Annotated in this window: 18 protein-coding genes; 5 read left to right on the forward strand and 13 right to left on the reverse strand. The window is 58.5% G+C overall.

Annotation, left to right across the window (positions count from 1 at the left end; all coding sequences use genetic code 11):
* From PL263_RS05965 to PL263_RS05985, 5 genes are all read right to left on the reverse strand, one after another.
* Positions 1 to 1122, reverse strand: a complete 1122-nt coding sequence (locus tag PL263_RS05965) for an efflux RND transporter periplasmic adaptor subunit (RefSeq protein ID WP_278212140.1) — start codon at positions 1120 to 1122, stop codon at positions 1 to 3.
* Positions 1119 to 2585: an efflux transporter outer membrane subunit gene (locus PL263_RS05970; protein WP_278212141.1), complete on the reverse strand. Its 1467-nt coding sequence runs from the start codon at positions 2583 to 2585 to the stop codon at positions 1119 to 1121. The genes PL263_RS05965 and PL263_RS05970 overlap by 4 nt, the downstream gene beginning before the upstream one ends.
* Positions 2582 to 3235: a TetR/AcrR family transcriptional regulator C-terminal domain-containing protein gene (locus PL263_RS05975; RefSeq protein WP_278212142.1), complete on the reverse strand. Its 654-nt coding sequence runs from the start codon at positions 3233 to 3235 to the stop codon at positions 2582 to 2584. The genes PL263_RS05970 and PL263_RS05975 overlap by 4 nt, the downstream gene beginning before the upstream one ends.
* A gap of 405 nt (positions 3236 to 3640) precedes the next feature.
* Entirely contained in the window at positions 3641 to 4426 is a 786-nt protein-coding gene (gene eutC / locus PL263_RS05980) for an ethanolamine ammonia-lyase subunit EutC (protein ID WP_278212143.1), read from the reverse strand.
* Entirely contained in the window at positions 4426 to 5805 is a 1380-nt protein-coding gene (locus tag PL263_RS05985; protein WP_278212144.1) for an ethanolamine ammonia-lyase subunit EutB, read from the reverse strand. Before PL263_RS05985 ends, eutC begins: the two co-directional genes overlap by 1 nt.
* Before the next feature lie 190 nt (positions 5806 to 5995).
* On the opposite strand from PL263_RS05985, the gene PL263_RS05990 reads away from it, so the two are divergent.
* The 5 genes from PL263_RS05990 (at position 5996) to PL263_RS06010 (ending at position 10138) form a co-directional block, all read left to right on the forward strand.
* Positions 5996 to 6208 (forward strand): DUF6447 family protein, encoded by a 213-nt coding sequence (locus PL263_RS05990; protein WP_278212145.1) that lies wholly within the window; start codon positions 5996 to 5998, stop codon positions 6206 to 6208.
* 22 nt (positions 6209 to 6230) lie between these two features.
* Positions 6231 to 7070, forward strand: a complete 840-nt coding sequence (locus PL263_RS05995) for an endonuclease/exonuclease/phosphatase family protein (protein WP_278212146.1) — start codon at positions 6231 to 6233, stop codon at positions 7068 to 7070.
* 106 nt (positions 7071 to 7176) lie between these two features.
* Positions 7177 to 7716 carry a hypothetical protein gene (locus tag PL263_RS06000; RefSeq protein ID WP_278212147.1) on the forward strand — a complete coding sequence of 180 codons (540 nt, stop codon included), beginning with the start codon at positions 7177 to 7179 and terminating at the stop codon, positions 7714 to 7716.
* Between the two features lie 162 nt (positions 7717 to 7878).
* The gene (locus tag PL263_RS06005) at positions 7879 to 8727 is read left to right on the forward strand and encodes a methyltransferase (protein WP_278212148.1); all 849 of its coding nucleotides are present in this window, start codon (positions 7879 to 7881) and stop codon (positions 8725 to 8727) included.
* A gap of 304 nt (positions 8728 to 9031) precedes the next feature.
* Positions 9032 to 10138, forward strand: coding sequence for a hypothetical protein (locus PL263_RS06010; RefSeq protein WP_278212149.1), 1107 nt, complete (start codon positions 9032 to 9034; stop codon positions 10136 to 10138).
* 51 nt (positions 10139 to 10189) lie between these two features.
* Here PL263_RS06010 and rluB read toward each other — a convergent pair whose 3' ends face one another.
* From rluB to PL263_RS06050, 8 genes are all read right to left on the reverse strand, one after another.
* Positions 10190 to 10990 carry a 23S rRNA pseudouridine(2605) synthase RluB gene (rluB, locus tag PL263_RS06015; protein ID WP_278212150.1) on the reverse strand — a complete coding sequence of 267 codons (801 nt, stop codon included), beginning with the start codon at positions 10988 to 10990 and terminating at the stop codon, positions 10190 to 10192.
* Positions 10938 to 11876, reverse strand: a complete 939-nt coding sequence (gene scpB, locus PL263_RS06020) for an SMC-Scp complex subunit ScpB (RefSeq protein WP_347568936.1) — start codon at positions 11874 to 11876, stop codon at positions 10938 to 10940. Before scpB ends, rluB begins: the two co-directional genes overlap by 53 nt.
* Before the next feature lie 178 nt (positions 11877 to 12054).
* Positions 12055 to 12876: a ScpA family protein gene (locus PL263_RS06025; protein ID WP_347568937.1), complete on the reverse strand. Its 822-nt coding sequence runs from the start codon at positions 12874 to 12876 to the stop codon at positions 12055 to 12057.
* Positions 12877 to 12878: 2 nt separating this feature from the next.
* Positions 12879 to 13532, reverse strand: a complete 654-nt coding sequence (locus PL263_RS06030; RefSeq protein WP_278212151.1) for a site-2 protease family protein — start codon at positions 13530 to 13532, stop codon at positions 12879 to 12881.
* A 5-nt stretch (positions 13533 to 13537) separates the two neighbouring features.
* The gene (locus PL263_RS06035; RefSeq protein WP_140911577.1) at positions 13538 to 14158 is read right to left on the reverse strand and encodes an L-threonylcarbamoyladenylate synthase; all 621 of its coding nucleotides are present in this window, start codon (positions 14156 to 14158) and stop codon (positions 13538 to 13540) included.
* Positions 14159 to 14275: 117 nt separating this feature from the next.
* Entirely contained in the window at positions 14276 to 14965 is a 690-nt protein-coding gene (tsaB, locus tag PL263_RS06040) for a tRNA (adenosine(37)-N6)-threonylcarbamoyltransferase complex dimerization subunit type 1 TsaB (RefSeq protein ID WP_278212152.1), read from the reverse strand.
* A 13-nt stretch (positions 14966 to 14978) separates the two neighbouring features.
* Positions 14979 to 16886: an ATP-dependent DNA helicase gene (locus PL263_RS06045; RefSeq protein ID WP_278212153.1), complete on the reverse strand. Its 1908-nt coding sequence runs from the start codon at positions 16884 to 16886 to the stop codon at positions 14979 to 14981.
* Between the two features lie 33 nt (positions 16887 to 16919).
* The gene (locus tag PL263_RS06050; protein WP_260839233.1) at positions 16920 to 17426 is read right to left on the reverse strand and encodes a tetratricopeptide repeat protein; all 507 of its coding nucleotides are present in this window, start codon (positions 17424 to 17426) and stop codon (positions 16920 to 16922) included.
* Positions 17427 to 17499 lie beyond the last annotated feature (73 nt).

The following is a 17499-nucleotide window of genomic DNA, read 5'->3' on the forward strand; positions in this document are numbered from 1 at the left end:
TTAGATCTTGGGCGTCACGTTGACGATGTCGCCATCCTTTAAAAATGCGCCGCCGCCGGCAACCAAATGGGCATCGCCGGCAATCCCCTCGCGGATTTCCACCCAGTCGCCGACCCGGCGGCCGGTCACCACGTTGCGCTGTATCACCGTTTGAGTCCCGGTGGCGACCGAGGATTCGGCGATTTCGAACAAATAATCGCGACCGTCCCGTAACACCAGCGCGGTCTGCGGCACGACCAAGGCAGCCTGTTCGCCGACGGCGATACTGCCTTGCAAATACATGCCCGGTTTGGCGGCGGCGCTGGGAATATCGACGTAAACCAGCGCGTTGCGGGTAGCTTCGTCCACGGTTGGCGCGGTCATTCGCACAGTGCCGCTCACCCGACCGCCGTCCGCCAAGCTCAATTCAACGGTTTGGCCGGGCCGAATTTGAGCGAGCTGCTGGGCGTTGACCTCGGCCCGCCACTCAACCCGTCCCTGCCGCACCAGCCGGAACAACTCGGTGCCCGCCGTCACCACATCGCCCAGGCCGGCGCCGCGCGCCGAAATCACGCCATCATCCGAGGCAACGATGTGAGTCTGGCGCAAGCGAATCCGCTGGTTTTCCAACTCGGCTTCCGCCAAGGCCAGATCGGCGCGGGCGGTTTGTTCGGCGATCACGTATTCGTCGATTTTCTGCGACGATAGCGCGCCGCTGTCTTGAATTTCGCGGGCGCGGGCGGCGTCGGCGCGGGCCTTGGCCAAATTCGCCCGGCTTTTATCGACGCTGGCTTGTTGCTTGTGCAGTTCGGCAACGACGGTGTCGTCGGCCAGCACCGCTAAATCCTGGCCGCGCTTGACCCGGTCTCCAACATCGACCAAGACTTGCTTGATGCGCAAACTGCCGATTTCGGCGCCGATTTTGGCTTCCTGCCAAGCCGCTACCGCGCCATTGACCTTGATCGTGGTCGGCCAGTCTTGCCGACTGGGCGTCAGCGTTTCCACGGCCAGCACCGCCTTGGTTTTGACGGCGACCTCAGCCGGTGCCGGTTTGGCGGCGATTGCCAGCACGGCGATGCTCAGGCCGGCCAGCGTCAGGCCGACAAACCAGGTTTTAAGGTGTAGCGTTTGCCGTATGTTCATAATTGTTCCTCGTGCCGGGCGTCGCCGACGCTCAATTGCGTATCCTGGGCGCGCCATCCGCCACCCAGAGCCTTGTAAAGTGCGATCCAGTACTGCACGCGATTTTGTTGTTGAGTGATAAGGCTGATTTCCTGCGCGATCATCTGCCCGCGCGCGTCTTCCAACGACAGCAGACTCAAGCCGCCGGCCCGCCAGTTCTGCTCGGACGCTAGAAAATACCGGCGATATTGTTCGGCGCTACGGGCTTCGACACTTTCGCGTTGCTCGGCGCCGCTCAGATTGACCAAGGCTTGCTCGACCTCCTTGACCGCGGCGCGAATGTCGCTCCGGTACGTGGCCAGCGCCCCGGCATAGGCGGCTTCGGCGCTATCGACCTTGGAGCGTAATTCGCCGCCGTCGAAGATCGGCAAGGTCACGGTCGGGCCGATCGACCAGGTGTTGCTGCTCAGGGTCAAGCCGGTGGTTTCGGTTTTGCGCTTGCCGATCGAACCGGTCAGGCTGACGCTGGGATAGCGCTTGGCGACCGCGTTGCCGATGTCGGCGCTGGCCGCCGCCAACTTGCGCTCGTCGGCGGCCAGATCAGGACGCTGAGTCAACAGATCGGCCGGCACGCTATCCACCCGGAATTGGGTCGGGACCGGTATGCCGCTGCCTCGATCCAACCAAGCGCGCAACTCGGTCTCGGCCAGGCCGGTCAGCGCCACCAAAGCCTTGACCGTGTTGTCGCACTCGACGCGTTGGGCGATCAGACTGGATTCGCTGGCGTGCAGGCTGGCCTCGGCCAAGACCGCGTCGGCCGGCGACGAAAAACCCGCGCCGGCCAGGACGCCGGTCAAGCGGGCAGTATCCTGCTTTGAGTCAATTGCGTTTTGATAGGCCGCCGCGGTCAGTTGGCAAGCCCGGTAACTGACGTAATCGCTCGCCACTTCCGCCGCCAAACTCACTTTAGCGTTGTGCAATGCCAATTCAGCCGCATCCAGCCGGGCCTGCTCGGCTTGGCGACCGAAGGCGAATTTGCCGAATAAATCCAGCTCCCAGCTGGCGTCCAGGCTGCCGGACAGAAGTTGGGTAATCCCGCTGTTGAACCCAGTGCCGATAGAACCGCTGGTTTGGCCGTTGATACCGTTGGACGTGCCGCCCTTGGACCGGCTGAACGCCCCATTTGCCGTCAGGCCGGGCATGCCGCCCGCCTCCGCCCCGGCCAGACTGGGTCGCGCCGAAGCGATGCTCGCCACCGCTTGATCCAGCGTCGGATTATCCTGTTCGGCGGCCTGCAGCAAGCGGGTCAACACCGGATCGTTGAACTGGCGCCACCAGTCCAGCCGTTCCGCCGCGCCGTCGGCTTCGGTGCGCCGAACTTGCCATTGCGCCGGCGTGTCGACGGCCGGTCGAACGTAATCGGGGAACACGCTGCAGCCGGCCAGCGCGCCGCCGGCCAGTATGGTCATGATCGCGGCCTTCATGACGGCCTCCGGCCGGCGATACCGTATAAAAACACCTGCACCACGAATTCGACGTGGGCGCGCGCATCCCAATCTGTTTCCAGAATGCCGAACAAGGCTTTGTTTCGCGGCTCGGCAATCAACATTTCCAAAAACAAGGCCGCCGCCGACTCGAACTCCGCTACCGACAGTGCGGTTTCCGCGGCGTGCCGGTGCAGGTAAGCGGCGATCATCTCTTGAATGCGCTTGGGGCCGGTGTTCTTGATCAGTTCACTCAGTTCCGGAAACCGGCAGGCTTCGGCGACGCCCATCCGGTAAAACGAGATCATGTCGGGCTGCATGACTTTGCCCAGCAGCTTTTCGCCGAGCGCGATCAAGCCGTCGCGGCACGCCAGATCCTGTAAATTTTCGATACCTTGCATTTCGGAAATGTCGGTTTCGACCAGCCTATCCACCGACGCCAGCATTAGCTCGGCCTTGTTTTTATAGCGTTCGTAAATGGTCCGGGTCGAAACCCCGGCCGCCGCCGCGATTTTGGCGATACTGGCGGCGGCATAGCCCTCGCGCATGAACTGTACCAGCGCCTGATCCAGCAAATGATCGTTGCGCTCAGCTTCGGTACCGGCTTTCGGCCTACCCACTTTAGGTTTGTTCGTCGTTTCCGCTGCCATCGTCTGCTCCGGCAAATAAAAATAAAACGTTTCGTTTTTATTATTTCCGAACAAACTCTGTTTGGCAAGCACCGCATCGAAATATTTATCGCTGTTTCCGAACCTTATGCAATGGACCGGTAGCTAGCGATGAACCCGGAAAGCATTGCGGAGGGAGAAAGGTGCGAAGCTCATGCGCAGGAAGGGCTATTCGAGAACCGAGCGCTGAATTCTGAGCAGCAAAAACACGGGCGATTTTTTACCTGAAAAACTCGAACGACTCAGGTGGCGCAAATCCGGAGCAAAACGCCCCTACGCCAAACCATTTGCCGACTCTGATTTGCCATCTGGCGGTCAGCGCAGGCGCGGTGCGATGGACCTTGATCGGTAAAACAGTAAGGCCGGATATCTACAACCGGACTGAAATTAACTCAAGGGCTCGAGGTTGGCGCGACCCGGAGCGGCCGCAATAGCGATATCGTCAGTATCGTCTTTCAACGCCACGCCGGACAGTTGCCGCTGTAAGGCTTGACAGCTCAGATACGCCAATTTGGCCGCCGCCGCGGTGTAACTCATGCCTGCGGGTGGACGAATATTGGAAAGACAATTGCGTTCGGCGTCGGTGCGACCCGGTTGCGGGGCGTAGGTCAAGTAAATGCCCAGACTGTCCGCCGCACTCAGGCCGGGCCGTTCGCCGACGAGAATCACCGCCAGTTTCGCCCCCAGCAACGCGCCGATTTCGTCGGCGACCGCGACCCGCGCGTCCGGCACCAGGCAGATCGGACCCAGGCTCAGCGAACACTTGGCGTAGGTCGCGACTATTGACTCCAATAACGCTAGGCCGTGCTGTTCGACGGCGGCTGAGGACAAGCCGTTGGTTACGACCAGCGCCACATCGGCGGCCGGCAAGTCCAGTTTTTGCAAGCGGTCGCGGCTAGTCTGATCCAGGACGCGGCCGAGATCGGGCCGTTGCAGATAATGCTGCCGGCTGTGGATCGGCGTTGCCAAGCGCAAGGTTTGCCAACCCGTTGTCGCCAGCGCCTCGGCAAAATCGCCGACTTGCCAGGGCTGATGCACTGCGTCCCGCGCCAGCGCGTGGGCCAGTTGGAATTCAAGCTGCGCCGCAGTCGGTGTGGCGCAGCCGGCCCGGCCCTGGCCGATGCGAGCTTGGGTGTAACGTCGGAGTTCGAACCAGGGATCGGGCGCGGACATTATTCGAGCAAGGCCGCGAACCGGCTCAACAACGGGGCTTTGGCACGCAAGTCCGACAGACGGTTCTCGCCGTCGAAAATGCCCATCCGCTCCAGCCAGGCTTCGAATTCCGGCGCCGGCCGCAAGCCCAGCACTTGGCGCAGATATAAGGCATCGTGAAACGAGGTGCTCTGGTAAGCCAGCATCACGTCGTCGGCGCCGGGTATGCCCATGATGAAATTGCAGCCGGCAACGCCGAGCAGGGTCAATAAGTTGTCCATATCGTTCTGGTCGGCTTCGGCGTGGTTGGTGTAGCACACGTCGCAGCCCATCGGCAGGCCGAGCAATTTGCCGCAGAAGTGGTCTTCCAGGCCGGCGCGGAGGATTTGTTTGCCGTCGTACAAATATTCCGGGCCGATGAAACCGACCACGCTATTGACCAGCAACGGCGAGAACTCGCGCGCTACGGCATAAGCCCGCGCCTCGCAGGTTTGGGCGTCGACGCCGTGGTGGGCATTGGCGGACAACGCGCTGCCCTGGCCGGTTTCGAAATACATCACCTGATTGCCGACATTGCCCCGGTTCAGCGCTTCGGCCATCGCTTTGGCCTCACCCAACAGCGCCAGATCGATACCGAAACTACGGTTGGCCGCCTCGGTACCGGCGATGGATTGGAACACCAGGTCGACCGCTGCGCCGCGTTGCATCAACTCCATTGCCGTCGTCACGTGGCATAGTACGCAGGATTGGGTCGGAATTTGGTAACGGCCGATTGCGTCGTCGAGCAATTCCAATAAGGTGCGCACGTTGTGCAGATTGTCGGTGGCCGGATTGATGCCGATCACCGCGTCACCGCTGCCGTACAGCAAACCGTCGATGATGCTGGCGGCGATGCCGCGCGGGTCGTCGGTCGGGTGGTTGGGTTGCAAGCGGGTCGATAGGCGCCCGGCCAAACCCAGCGTGTTGCGAAACCGGCTGACCACGCGAAGGCGGCGCGCTACCGCGATCAAATCCTGATTGCGCATGATCTTGCTGACCGCGGCCACCATTTCCGGCGTCAAGCCGGCGGCCAAAGCCGTCAGGTCGCCGCTATCGGCCAACAGCCAGTCGCGGAATTCGCCGACCGATAATGACGCCACCGGCGCGAACGCGACCGGGTCGTGGCGTTCCAGAATCAGCCGGCTGACCTCGTCGCGTTCCGGCGCAATCAAAGGCTGTTCCAGAAATTCGCGCAGCGGCACGTCGGCCAGAATTTGCTGGGCGACGGCACGCTCGAATTCCGATTCTGCGGCCAATCCGGCCAATTCGTCGGCCGCCCGTCTGGGCGAGGCCTTGGCCATCAAGGTACGCAGATCGGCGAAACGGACGCTTCTGCCGTGTACGGTTGCCGAGTATTGCATGGTCGAGCGGCCGCGGCCGGAAGTTGAAGATACCGATCGAGGATACGTCGGCCAGATGACCGATTTATGACAGCGGCCATTTCCGGCATGCTGCCAACGCTAACAAATTTGTAATATTTCGCGATTAAACTGGAATAACATTCGGCCCGGCAGTCGGGCCGGCTTACTTGACCACTTCCGGATTTATTCGATGACTGACACCAACACCACTTCTCCAACCCTGACCATAGGCGACAAAACCCACCCGATCGACAGCCTTAGCGAGCTTGCCAAAGCGCAACTGGCCAATCTGCAAATCGTCGACACCGAGATTCAGCGGCTGCAACAACAATTGGGCATAGCCCAGGTCGCGCGGGAAACCTTTCTGACCACGCTGCAAACCGAATTCGCCAAATTGGGTTAAACCGTTTTCGGCTGGAGCGCCGGTGTTTTCGCTACTGACGCTGAATCTGCATACCTACCAGCAACACCCGCGCCACAACTGCTTCGAAACCATGCACCTGCACGAACGCGAGGTGCACATCATCGCCGAAGCCGTTGCCCAGCAAGGCATAGACGCGATCTGCTTTCAGGAAGTCGGCGAATACCGGTACGATCCTATTACCCAGCCTTATGGTGAGGCGCCGTCGAACATGGCATTCCGGATTTGCCGGCGCTTGCGGGAATGGGGGCATTGGTTCCACATCCACCAGGATTGGAGTCACATCGGCTTTCGACACTGGCGGGAAGGCACGGCCATACTCAGCCGCCATCCGCTGCGGCACAATTATTCGGCGTACGTGTCGCATGATTGCGGCAAAGACAATTACATGTCGCGCAATGTCACGCTGAGCTGCATCGACCTGCCCCGCTTCGGCCTGCTGCACTTGGCCAACGTGCATTTGAGCTGGGCCCACCACGGCTTCCATCAGGAATACGAACGGCTGAAATGGCTGATCGGGTCGCGTTACCATTTCGGCGTCCGCGGCGATTTGATGGTCGGCGATTTCAATGCGCCAGCCGGCGAGCAGGCCTACCATCAAATCGTCGGCAACGGCGAATACGTCGACCAATATCACGAACTGCATCCGCAGCGGTTTTACGAACCGACTTTCCGCGGCCAGATCGACGGCTGGCGCCACAGTCCGCCGCGGCGCATCGATTACATCTTCAAACGTAAGGGCCAGCCGTTGCGGGTCCGCGAAATGACGCCGATTTTCAACGACGAGTTTTATCCGGCCGTATCCGACCACTTCGGTTACCTGGCCCGCTTCGAATTGTTTTGAGCCGGAGGCGTTTGGTTTGCGTCAAATAACCGTAACCGGACCTTAACCGTCCTGTCACGGCCGCGCCCTAAAATCCAGGCTTTATTCCCGGCTCCGGACACGTGCCATGACAATCCGTATTCTGATTTTGTTGGCGATGGGCTGGCTGGGTGGCTGTGCGACCAGCGCCGACCGGCACGCGGCATGGCCGGCCAGCTTGCCGGCGCAAGCCGGGTTTGCCGCGTTTTACCTGCAAGACCGCCGCAATGCCGAGCTGCAAAGCCTGGACCAATACCTGGCCTGGGTCGAACGTTTTTATCAGGGCTGGGACCTGTATCCAACCGGCTGGAACCAAATCAGCCGGGATTTGGCCGGCAAAATTACAGACCCCGGCGTCAAACGCGAAATAGAAGCCAAACTGCGCCGATTGGGCATCGCCATCGCCGCGGAATGGGCCAAAGACAATAGCGTGCGCCGCATCACGACCCGGCACGTCGGCATATGGGGTAACGCGTTGCAAAAATCGGCCGAACGCGCCGAAATCCCGAACATCGTCGACCGCGTGCTGGACGACGTCGACAACCTGCTCAACAATCGCATCGCCGCCGACGTCATCACCGAAAACCGATTCTACGCCGAGGAAGACGTGCTAAACGAAATCAATTGAGCACAAGATATCTCGATTCGGCCGGATTAGGCTGGAAGGATCGAGATAACAAAGATCGGCACCTACCCTCCGGTTTGGCTGGGTTGACGATGGCCGCGAACACGTTATATTGAACGCCCAGGCCTCGAGCCGACTCCCCTCCCGGAAACAAGGCCGGAACCGATGCCAAGAAGCATTCATTTATGCATCCTTACCGCTTTGGCGGCCTGTACTCCGCCCAACGAAACTTCCGCGCCGGCAAGCTCTGCTCTGGAAGCCGCGATCGCCGGACACTGGCGCGAGCCGGCCAACGTCGCCCGCGACATCTGGCGGCATCCGGCACAAACTTTAAGCTTTTTTGAAATCTATCCCGATCAAACCGTGATCGAAATCATCCCCGGCGGCGGTTGGTACACCGAAATTCTGGCCCCTCTGCTAAGGGACAACGGCCATTACGTCGCGGCAGTGATCGACCCGGACAGTGCCGTTAACCCAAGTTCGCAGCACTATTACGATCGGCAACTCAAAACCCTGAAAATCAAACTGGCGCGTTTACCCCGCATTTACGGCAGACCGGAAATCCGCCGCTTCGACGAAGGCCACCCCCAATTCGGCTCTCCCGGCTCGGCCGACAGGGTAGTGACCTTTCGCAACGTGCATAATTGGCGGGAAAACGGTACTGCAGAAGCGATGTTTCGCGGCTGTTTCGACGTGTTGAAGCCCGGCGGCATTTTAGGAGTCGTCGGACATCGGGCCAATCCGGATGCAGCCAACGGCGGCAGCGCCGGTTACACCACGCAAAGCCAAGTGATTGCCTGGGCCGAACAGGCCGGATTTGAGCTGGAAGCCGCCAGCGAAATCAACGCCAATCCGGCAGATACGAAAGACCATGAGAGCGGAGTCTGGAATTTACCGCCCAGCTTCAGCCTCGGCGCGAAAAACCGGGCGAAATACGCCGCCATCGGCGAAAGCGACCGCATGACTTTACGCTTTCGCAAACCGGTAATCGATCAAGCTGGCCATAAAGGTTGAACATTCACCGTTAACAAACCCATGTTCGATAACCGCCATTCCGGCAGGGCTTGTCTGCCCCGTTGCCCCCGAAGCGGATTCAGAAGACACTTCCACCACACTTGATACGCGCGTTCATCGGGGGGAGACGACTATTATGTATCCGCCGCCCCCCGAGACAAACACCTTATTCGTAGTTAAAAACCGTGTAGTTTTGACTTTAAAAAACTACCGACTATAGTGAGTCGCGAACAACCTCAATAAGCGCCTTTCTTAGTAATTCGAGGCATCGTGAGGACAATCTCAGGCCATCCGGTGCGAAAAAATGTTGCAGAATTTGTTTAAGAAAAAAGTTTCGGCAATTGAAACCGCAACTAACTATCCAGCCGTCAATCTCACTCCGGCCAACGAGGAAGAACTGAAAAAAATATTGCGATTGGCGCTCCCGAATATCAAAGCAGAAAATAACCCACTTGCTTGGTCTTGGGATCCGGATTTATGGGTGTCTGGCAAATTGCATTACCTAATCCCGCAAGAGGTCGCGACTACAAAGGATATTGCCGAATTTCTAGGAGATATCCGTACCGCGTCGCTGACTTTTCCAGGAGGACCCTTTGTTTGGAACCTCAATGCCCTGGACAACTTAGTCTTTCTACCAACCGACAACGCAGAGCGAAAACAAAAAACCGGCATCTTTGCCGCAATTCATTCGGCCTGCGACGAACCATACCAAGCCTACTGCCAATTCGTGACAAAAATCCTAAGACACATCAGGAAAAACCATGACGAAACCTTAGCCAGCACCGAGAATAGCGAGCAAAGTCGAGCATTGGCCGCGATGAGATCGGCCGCTCAAATTTTGGATTTTCAACGTAGTTTGCGTGCTGGGCTTGTCGGCACTAGCCCCGAAAGCGTGAAATACTTCCTCAGCGATACCGATGAACTCTTTTTCGGCAGCCTTACGAAACCAGCAACCGTAAGGGTCAAATTCCAGCAAGAATCGGTATCCGTAATGCTCCCGCACTACGTGCGTATTTCGAGAACCCCAACCGACCAGATCGACGCTACTTTTGGTGAGAACTACATCTGCAGAGTTGAAATATCGAAAATCCACTCAGTCGGCCCGGAATATCCCGAAGAGTTTGGAGTGTATCTGGTCAAACAGTCTGGGGAGAAGCAAGGGATGACGGTCAACTACTCCACCGAAGGCAAAGCAATAATTCCAGTCCCGCCCTTAATAAAACATGAACACGATCAACTTCTTCAGGTTTTTCATTTCACTATCGGCACCAAGCGAAGCGTATTCACCATGACCCTGACTTGCCCTCCGCTCCAAAATCTTCCTGAACAAGAAAAAACCAAAATCAATCAGACTATCAATGGAGTGATCGCAACTCTCACCGAAGAGAACACGCCTTCAAGCATTCACTAAGCTTAGTCATCAGGCTCGCTGTGATCGGCAGCCCATAATACTTCGACGCAGCTATAAGCCCACAAACTCCATCAACCCCTGCAATTCCTTAGGTTCCAATTCATAAAACGAATGCGCCCTGACCCGCTCCGGCAGCGTGACGTCGCCATAGCGGACCCGAATCAGGCGACTGACTTTGACGCCTTGCGATTCCCATAGCCGCCTTACCAAGCGGTTGCGGCCCTGTTTCACCGTGGCGTAGTACCATTTGTTGGCGCCCTCGCCGGCGTAGAAACTGACGTCTTCGAAATGGGCCGGGCCGTCTTCCAGCTCGACGCCTTGTTTCAGTCGCTCCAGCATGGCATCGTCGACTTCGCCCAGGATCCGCACCGCGTACTCGCGCTCCACTTCCCGCGACGGATGCATCAAGCGGTTGGCCAATTCGCCGTTGTTGGTAACCAGAATCAAGCCGGAGGTGTTGATATCCAATCGGCCGACCGCGATCCAGCGTCCGACCTGCAACCGCGGCAGTTGGGTAAATATCACCGGCCGGCCTTCCGGATCGCGGCGGGTGACCAATTCGCCGACCGGTTTGTGGTACACCAACACCCGGGTCGGCTGTTCGGCGTATTTCTCCCATTTGACGATGCGGCCGTTGATCTGCAAATGGTCGTCCGGTTTCAGGTGGTAGCCCAACTGCACCGGGTTGCCGTTCACCAACAGCTTGCCTTCGCTGATCCAGCGCTCGATTTCGCGCCGCGAACCCAAACCGGCGCGGGCCAGCAATTTTTGAATCCGTTCGCCGCCCGTGCTTACGTTGTCAGTGGAGGGTGACGCCTTTTTCGCCGTCGGCGCCGGTTTCGGCTTGCGCATTGGCGCCGACTTCGGTTTGCGGTTCGGTTCCATCGGCTTCCGGTGCTCCGGACGGGTTGACGGTTGGTGCGGTTTCGACGGTTTGCGATCTTTCACTGTGGTCCTGCTCGGTCTGCGGTTGCGGCGGATTACCGAAATCGAAATCGGCGATTTCTTGCAAGGTCGGTAAGTCGTTCAACGAAGTTAAATTGAAATAATCCAGAAATAGTTTGGTGGTGCCGAACAAGGCCGGCCGGCCCGGCACCTCCTTATGCGCGATCACCCGAATCCACTCCCGTTCCAGCAAAGTCTGAATAATGGAACTGCTGACGCTGACGCCGCGAATGTCCTCGATTTCGCCACGGGTCACCGGCTGACGGTAGGCGATGATGGCCAGGGTTTCCAATAGCGCGCGCGAATAGCGGGCCGGTTTTTCCTCGAATAGCCGGGTCACATAAGGCGACAGGCCTTCGCGCACCTGAAACCGGTAACCGCTGGCCAGTTGCCGGAGGCCGATCGGCCGATCGGCGTAATCGCGGGCGATGTCTTCCAGGGCCATCTGAATCGTCAGCGTGTCCGGCTGTTCCAGTTCCGGAAAGGTCTCCTGAATCTGACGGATGGTCATCGGCCGATTGGCGGCGAACAAAATGGCTTCGACAATGCGCTTGGTGTTCATGTCGCAGTCTTTAACCCGTTCCGGCGCCGGCAAATGGCGTTCGACGATGATAGCCTGGTGCTCGCTGGCGCGGATGACCGCAGCCCATTGCGGCGGCAGGCGGGTCGAGCGGCGGCGGATAGCAATAATCTCGGATTTTTGCTCGATTTCAGGTTTACGCCAATCGCTTTGCCAATTAGGCCGCAAGCGTACTGCACGCCGGCCCACAGGCTTGGCAAGCTTTGCCGGCACTTCGCGCGGCTCCGGTTGGACGCGAGATTCGCCGCTCCAGCCGGGTGGAAACCGTACTGCCCGACGCTTGACCGGTACCAAAATTTTGACCGGCTCGGGTTTGATCCGCGGCTTGCGCGGGGCGCGAGGCTTGGTTGGCGGGCTAACATGGTCGACAAGGCTGGCGGTTGGCGGCGGCTCAATCGCCTGTGCCGGTGTTGGCGCGGAAACGGACGTGGATGCCGGCGTAGGGCTCGGGCTGAAAGATGTCGATGACTCGTTCCTTGGAGAGTTCAAGGATGGCAAGAAACGCGACAACCACCCCGTTTTTTCCTTCACCTCGGGTAAAACACGCTGGGAAAGGGAGGATATCTGCTCGGTTAAGTTTTTCCAAAATGGCTGCCATTCGTTCACGGACTGATAGAGGCTCTTTGGTTATGTGGTGGTGGCTGAGCCGTTCGGCGCGCTTCAACACGTCCTGAAAGGCCAGCAATAATTCCTTGAGTTCCACGTCCGGCAGAATCTGCCGAACGTTGACAGTCGAGGTGTCGACGCCGAATTCGAAGGTGTCGCGCTCGTTTCTGGGCAACAGATCGATCTCTTCGGCGACTTTCTTGATCGCCTCGTATTCCTGCAATTTACGGATCAAAAACGCCCTGGGGTCTTCTTCCTCTTCCTCGCTCTCCGGCTGGCGCGGCAACAACATCCGCGATTTGATTTCGGCCAGCAAGGCCGCCATCACCAAATATTCGGCGGCCAGCTCCAGACGCAGGTTTTCCATCATCTCGATGTAGGCGATGTACTGCCGGGTGATCTGTGCGATCGGAATGTCGAGAATATCCAGATTCTGGCGGCGGATCAAATACAGCAGCAAGTCCAGCGGCCCCTCGAAGGCGTCGAGAAACACTTCCAGCGCGTCGGGCGGAATGTAGAGGTCTTCCGGCAGTTCCTGGAACGGCTGGCCTTGGACCAGGGCCAACGGCGCCGCAACCGGCTCGACGGCTAACGCGGTTTCGTTCAAACCTAAATTCCAGCCAGACTGAAAAACAATTGCTGGGCGTAATACAACGGGTAGGCCAGGACGTATTTCAAGACATCGGTCGCCAACAAAACCAGCAAAATCACAAAGCCGAAACGTTCCAGGCGATTATATTGCCAAGCCCAGTAATGCGGCAGCATACCGGACAATATCCGGCTGCCGTCCAGCGGCGGGATCGGCAACATATTGATCAAGGCCAATACCAGGTTGATGCTGATTCCGGCCACGCCGCTGTAGATAAAAGGCATCGAAATAAATTCGATTTCCAGCATCACCCCCAGCCTGGCGATCAACGCCCAGGCCGCGGCCATCAACAGGTTGGACACCGGCCCGGCCAAAGCAACCCAGGCCATACCCTGTAACGGTTTCTTGAAGTTACGCGGATCGACCGGCACCGGCTTGGCCCAACCGAATACGAACCCGGTGAAAGTCAGCAACAACAAGCCGGGAATAATCAGGGTTCCCAAGATATCGATATGCTTGAGCGGATTCACCGTCAACCGGCCTTGCGACGCCGCGGTATTGTCGCCCAATAGTTTGGCAACCCAGCCGTGAGCCACTTCATGCACGGTAATCGCAAAAATCACCGGTAAGATCCAGACCACGATGCGCTGCACCAGAGTTAATTCGTCCATCATCGTTTTTACTCCAACATCGGCGCGATACCGATACCTTGCCTGACTATTTCGATGGTTTTATCGCCGCAGGCGATTACCGTGGTCGATTGGTGCTCGATCACGCCGCCGTCAATGACCAGAGCCAGCTCTTTTTCCAGGCGCTGCCTGATTTCGTAAGGATCGGCCAGCGCATCGGTTTCGCCGGGCATGATCAGGGTGGTGGTCAGCAACGGCTCGCCCAACTGCTCGACCAAGGTTCTGGCAATGACATGATCCGGTATCCGCACGCCAATGGTTTTCTTTTTCGGGTGTTGCAGCCGGCGCGGCACTTCCCGCGTCGCATCCAGCAAAAACGTGAACGGCCCCGGCGTCAGTTTTTTGATCAGCCGATGGGCATCGTTACCCATTTTGGTAAAGGTCGATACCTGCGATAAATCGGTACAAATCAATGTGAAATTGTGATTATCGTCCAGCCGGCGAATCGCGCGGATGGTATCCATCGCCGCCTTGTCGCCGATCTGGCAGCCCAACGCGTATGAGGTATCGGTCGGATAGGCAATCACCCCGCCGTCGCGCAGAATATTCAGGGCTTGTTGAATCAGCCGCGGCTGCGGATTCTTCGGGTGGATTTCGAAATATTGCGCCATGGGCTAGAAAGTCGGCTTAAAGAAGGTCATTGTACCGCACAAGCGGCGGAAAACCTTGCCGGACATTTGCCTTGCCGGCTAACGGGCACAACTTAACTTGCTGAATCCGTTAATTTATTACCTCTCCGACTGCTTTTTCGCGACCTTGTCGCGTAAATAGACCGGCATGGCCTGCTCGACCGGCACCGCACCGCCATTGGCGCACAGAAATGCGCCGAGTTGGGCGATGCAGGCGGCGCGCGGCCAGATTTCTTCGGCTTCGACGGCCTGCAAGCGCTGCCCCAAACGCTGCGCCAGCGGTTCGGCATAGGCGCGCCAGCCGGAGCCGACGCCATAGCCGGTTTCTTCGCCGACCTGAATATCCGCGGCGGGCGTAACCGCTTCGGCGCCGAGCAATTCGGCCAAGCCCAAATCGCTGCGCCGATAAACGCCCCAAAAGATCTCGCCCATCCGCGCATCCATCGCAGTGAATGCAATTTCGGGATCGCTGCGCTTATTGAAGAAATCTTGAGCAATCGCGGCCAGGGTCGATACCGGCGCCACCGGCAAATCGGCGCCGTAGGCGATACCCTGTACCACGCCGCCGGCGATGCGAACGCCGGTAAACGAGCCGGGACCACGACTGACGGCGATGGCATCCAACTGTTGCGGCCGCAGTTGCGCCTCGGCCATCAGACGATCGATCATCGGCAGAATCAGCTTGGTGTGCTCGCGCGGGACGATGGCGAACTCTTCCCGGATTTCGCCGTTGATGAACAATGCCGCCGAACAGGCGTCGGTCGAGGTTTCTACCGCTAGTAACTTCAAAGCCTTTCCTTCGTTATGCAAAAAATTGGCGGACGTCGGCGATATCCCGGCTGCGCTTCATGGCCGGCACGCTATCCAGAAACATCTGGCCGTAGGAGCGTTTCAACAAGCGCGGATCGCAAACCATCAACACGCCGCGGTCGTTGACGTCGCGGATCAAGCGGCCCACGCCCTGGCGCAGCATGATGATGGCACTGGGCAATTGGTGTTCGAAAAACGGGTTGCGCCCCTGCTTCTCCATTGCGTTCATCCGCGCTTTCAATACCGGATCGCCCGGCGAAGCGAACGGCAGCTTGTCGATAATCACGCAGGACAAGGCATCGCCGCGCACGTCGACGCCTTCCCAAAAGCTGGCGGTGGCCAACAGCACCGCATTGCCGAGTTCCTTGAACTGATCCAGCAACACACCTTTGGACTTGGTACCTTGTACCAGCAAGGGGTGGTCGAGTTTGCCTTCCAGCAATTGCGCGGCGCGCTGCAAGGCCCGGTGGCTGGTGAACAGAAAAAAAGCCCGGCCCCGGCTGGCTTCCAGCACCGGCAACGCAAAATCGACGATTTTGTCGGTAAAGTCCGGATCGTTCGGTTGCGGCAGGCCCTTTGGGTGGTAAAACAAGGCTTGATTCGGATAATCGAATGGGCTGTCCCAGCTTTGGCTCAACGCCCCGCTCAAACCCAAGCTTTTGGAGAAATGCACGAAATTGTTGGCGACGCTGAGCGTCGCCGAGGTAAATATCCAGGTGGCCTTATGGCGAGCCATGAAACCGCGGAATTCCTTGGCGATATCCAGCGGGGTCCGGCTCAGCGTGAACGACTTGCTGTAGGTTTCGTACCATTTGATCCATTGGCCGTCCTTGTCGCTAATCAAGGTATCCAGTTGCGCATCCAACGCCTCGGCCCGGTCGAAGCAGGACTCCAGGCCTTTGCTGCGCACCGAAGCCCGCTCCAATTGGTCGGTCAGACGGGCCAACTGCTTTTGCAGGGATTCCAAGGCGCCGGCGATTTTCGGATTACTTTCGATCTCCTGCCAGTCGCCACGCCTCAGCTCCAAGCCAAAGGCCAAACGCATGTCCTTGACTTCGTGCTGCAAATCCTCGCAAGCCGTGCGCAGGTCCGGCATGTCCTTGGCATCGGTAAAATATTCGGCCAAGGTATCGTCGGCCAGATCGGTCAGCTGTTTGCCGCTGATGGTCACGCCCAGAAAATTGGAGGCGGTGTCGGCCAATTGATGCGCTTCGTCGATGACGACGACATCGGCATCGGGCAGCAACTCGCCGAATCCGGTCTCGCGAATCGACCAGTCCGCGCACAGCAAATGATGGTTGACCACGACGATATCCGACTCTTGCGCCTGTTTGCGGGCTTTGGTCAGGAAGCAATCGGCGTAGTCCGGGCAATTCTGACCCAGACAGTTGTCGGTGGTCGACGTGGCGTGAAACCAGACCGGGTCGCCGTCGTGGACATCGGCCACTTCCGAGACGTCTCCGGTTTTGGTGCGCTTGGACCAGGCCTTGATTTGCGCCAGCGCCGACGCCTCTTCCCGGCTATAGCCGAAGGCGGAATTCAGCGCCTGTTCCAAGCGGTAGGTACACAAATAATTCGCCCTTCCTTTCAACAAGCCGGCTTTAAAAGGCCGTTTCGCCAACGCTTTGCGTATCAGTGGCAGATCTTTATTGAACAACTGGTCTTGCAAGTTTTTGGTGCCGGTCGACACGATCACGCGTTTGCCGGACAGGATGGCCGGAATCAGGTAGGCGAAGGTCTTGCCGGTGCCGGTGCCGGCCTCGGCGATCAAGTTTTGTTGCGATTCGATGGCGTAGGCGATTTTTTCCGCCATCTCGATCTGGGCCGCGCGCGGCGAGTAACCGGCGATGACGCCGGCCAACGCGCCATCGCTAGCGAACACTTCATCCAGTTTACTCACGCTAACACTGACTCCGCTGCAACTTCAGCCGGTTTAATGACCGAAAAAGCTTTCGGCTTTAGCTTTGGCTTGTTTGGCGCCTTGCGGGTTTTGCTGCATGTTGCGCGCTTCGGCAATCAACATCCAGCTTTTACGTTTCAAATCCAGGTTGCTTCCTGCGAGCAGAGCCGCCTTGCCGGCCAGTTCCTCGGCCAGTTGCGGTTTGTTCTGTTTCAGGCGCAATTGGGCCAATTTGTAGGTCAAGGTCGGGTTACGAGCGTCGATGCGCAGTGCGCGTTCCATCACGACGACAGCGGCATCCAGATCGCCGCTGTTGCGGCTACGGTCGGCTTCGCTGAGCAACGCCAGTACGGCAGGCGGCGTCCCGCTCGGAATCGCGGCGTCTTCCACCGCATATCTCGGCGCCGGCACGGTAGCCAGCGGCGTAGTCGGATTGGCCGGGACTACCGGAGCCGCCGCGCCGGGCTGTGCCGGCGGTACATCGGCCGGCGGCATCAACGGTTCGGCACGGAAAGCCGGCAAATTGGGCTCGACTTTCACGCTGCCGGGGCCGCTGTCAATGGCATAAGTTGCGGTCGGGTTGGGACCTGCGGCCGGTTTTTTTGGGGCGACG

It is taken from the genome of Methylomonas sp. EFPC3 (genome assembly GCF_029643245.1).
Classification (GTDB): domain Bacteria; phylum Pseudomonadota; class Gammaproteobacteria; order Methylococcales; family Methylomonadaceae; genus Methylomonas; species Methylomonas koyamae_B.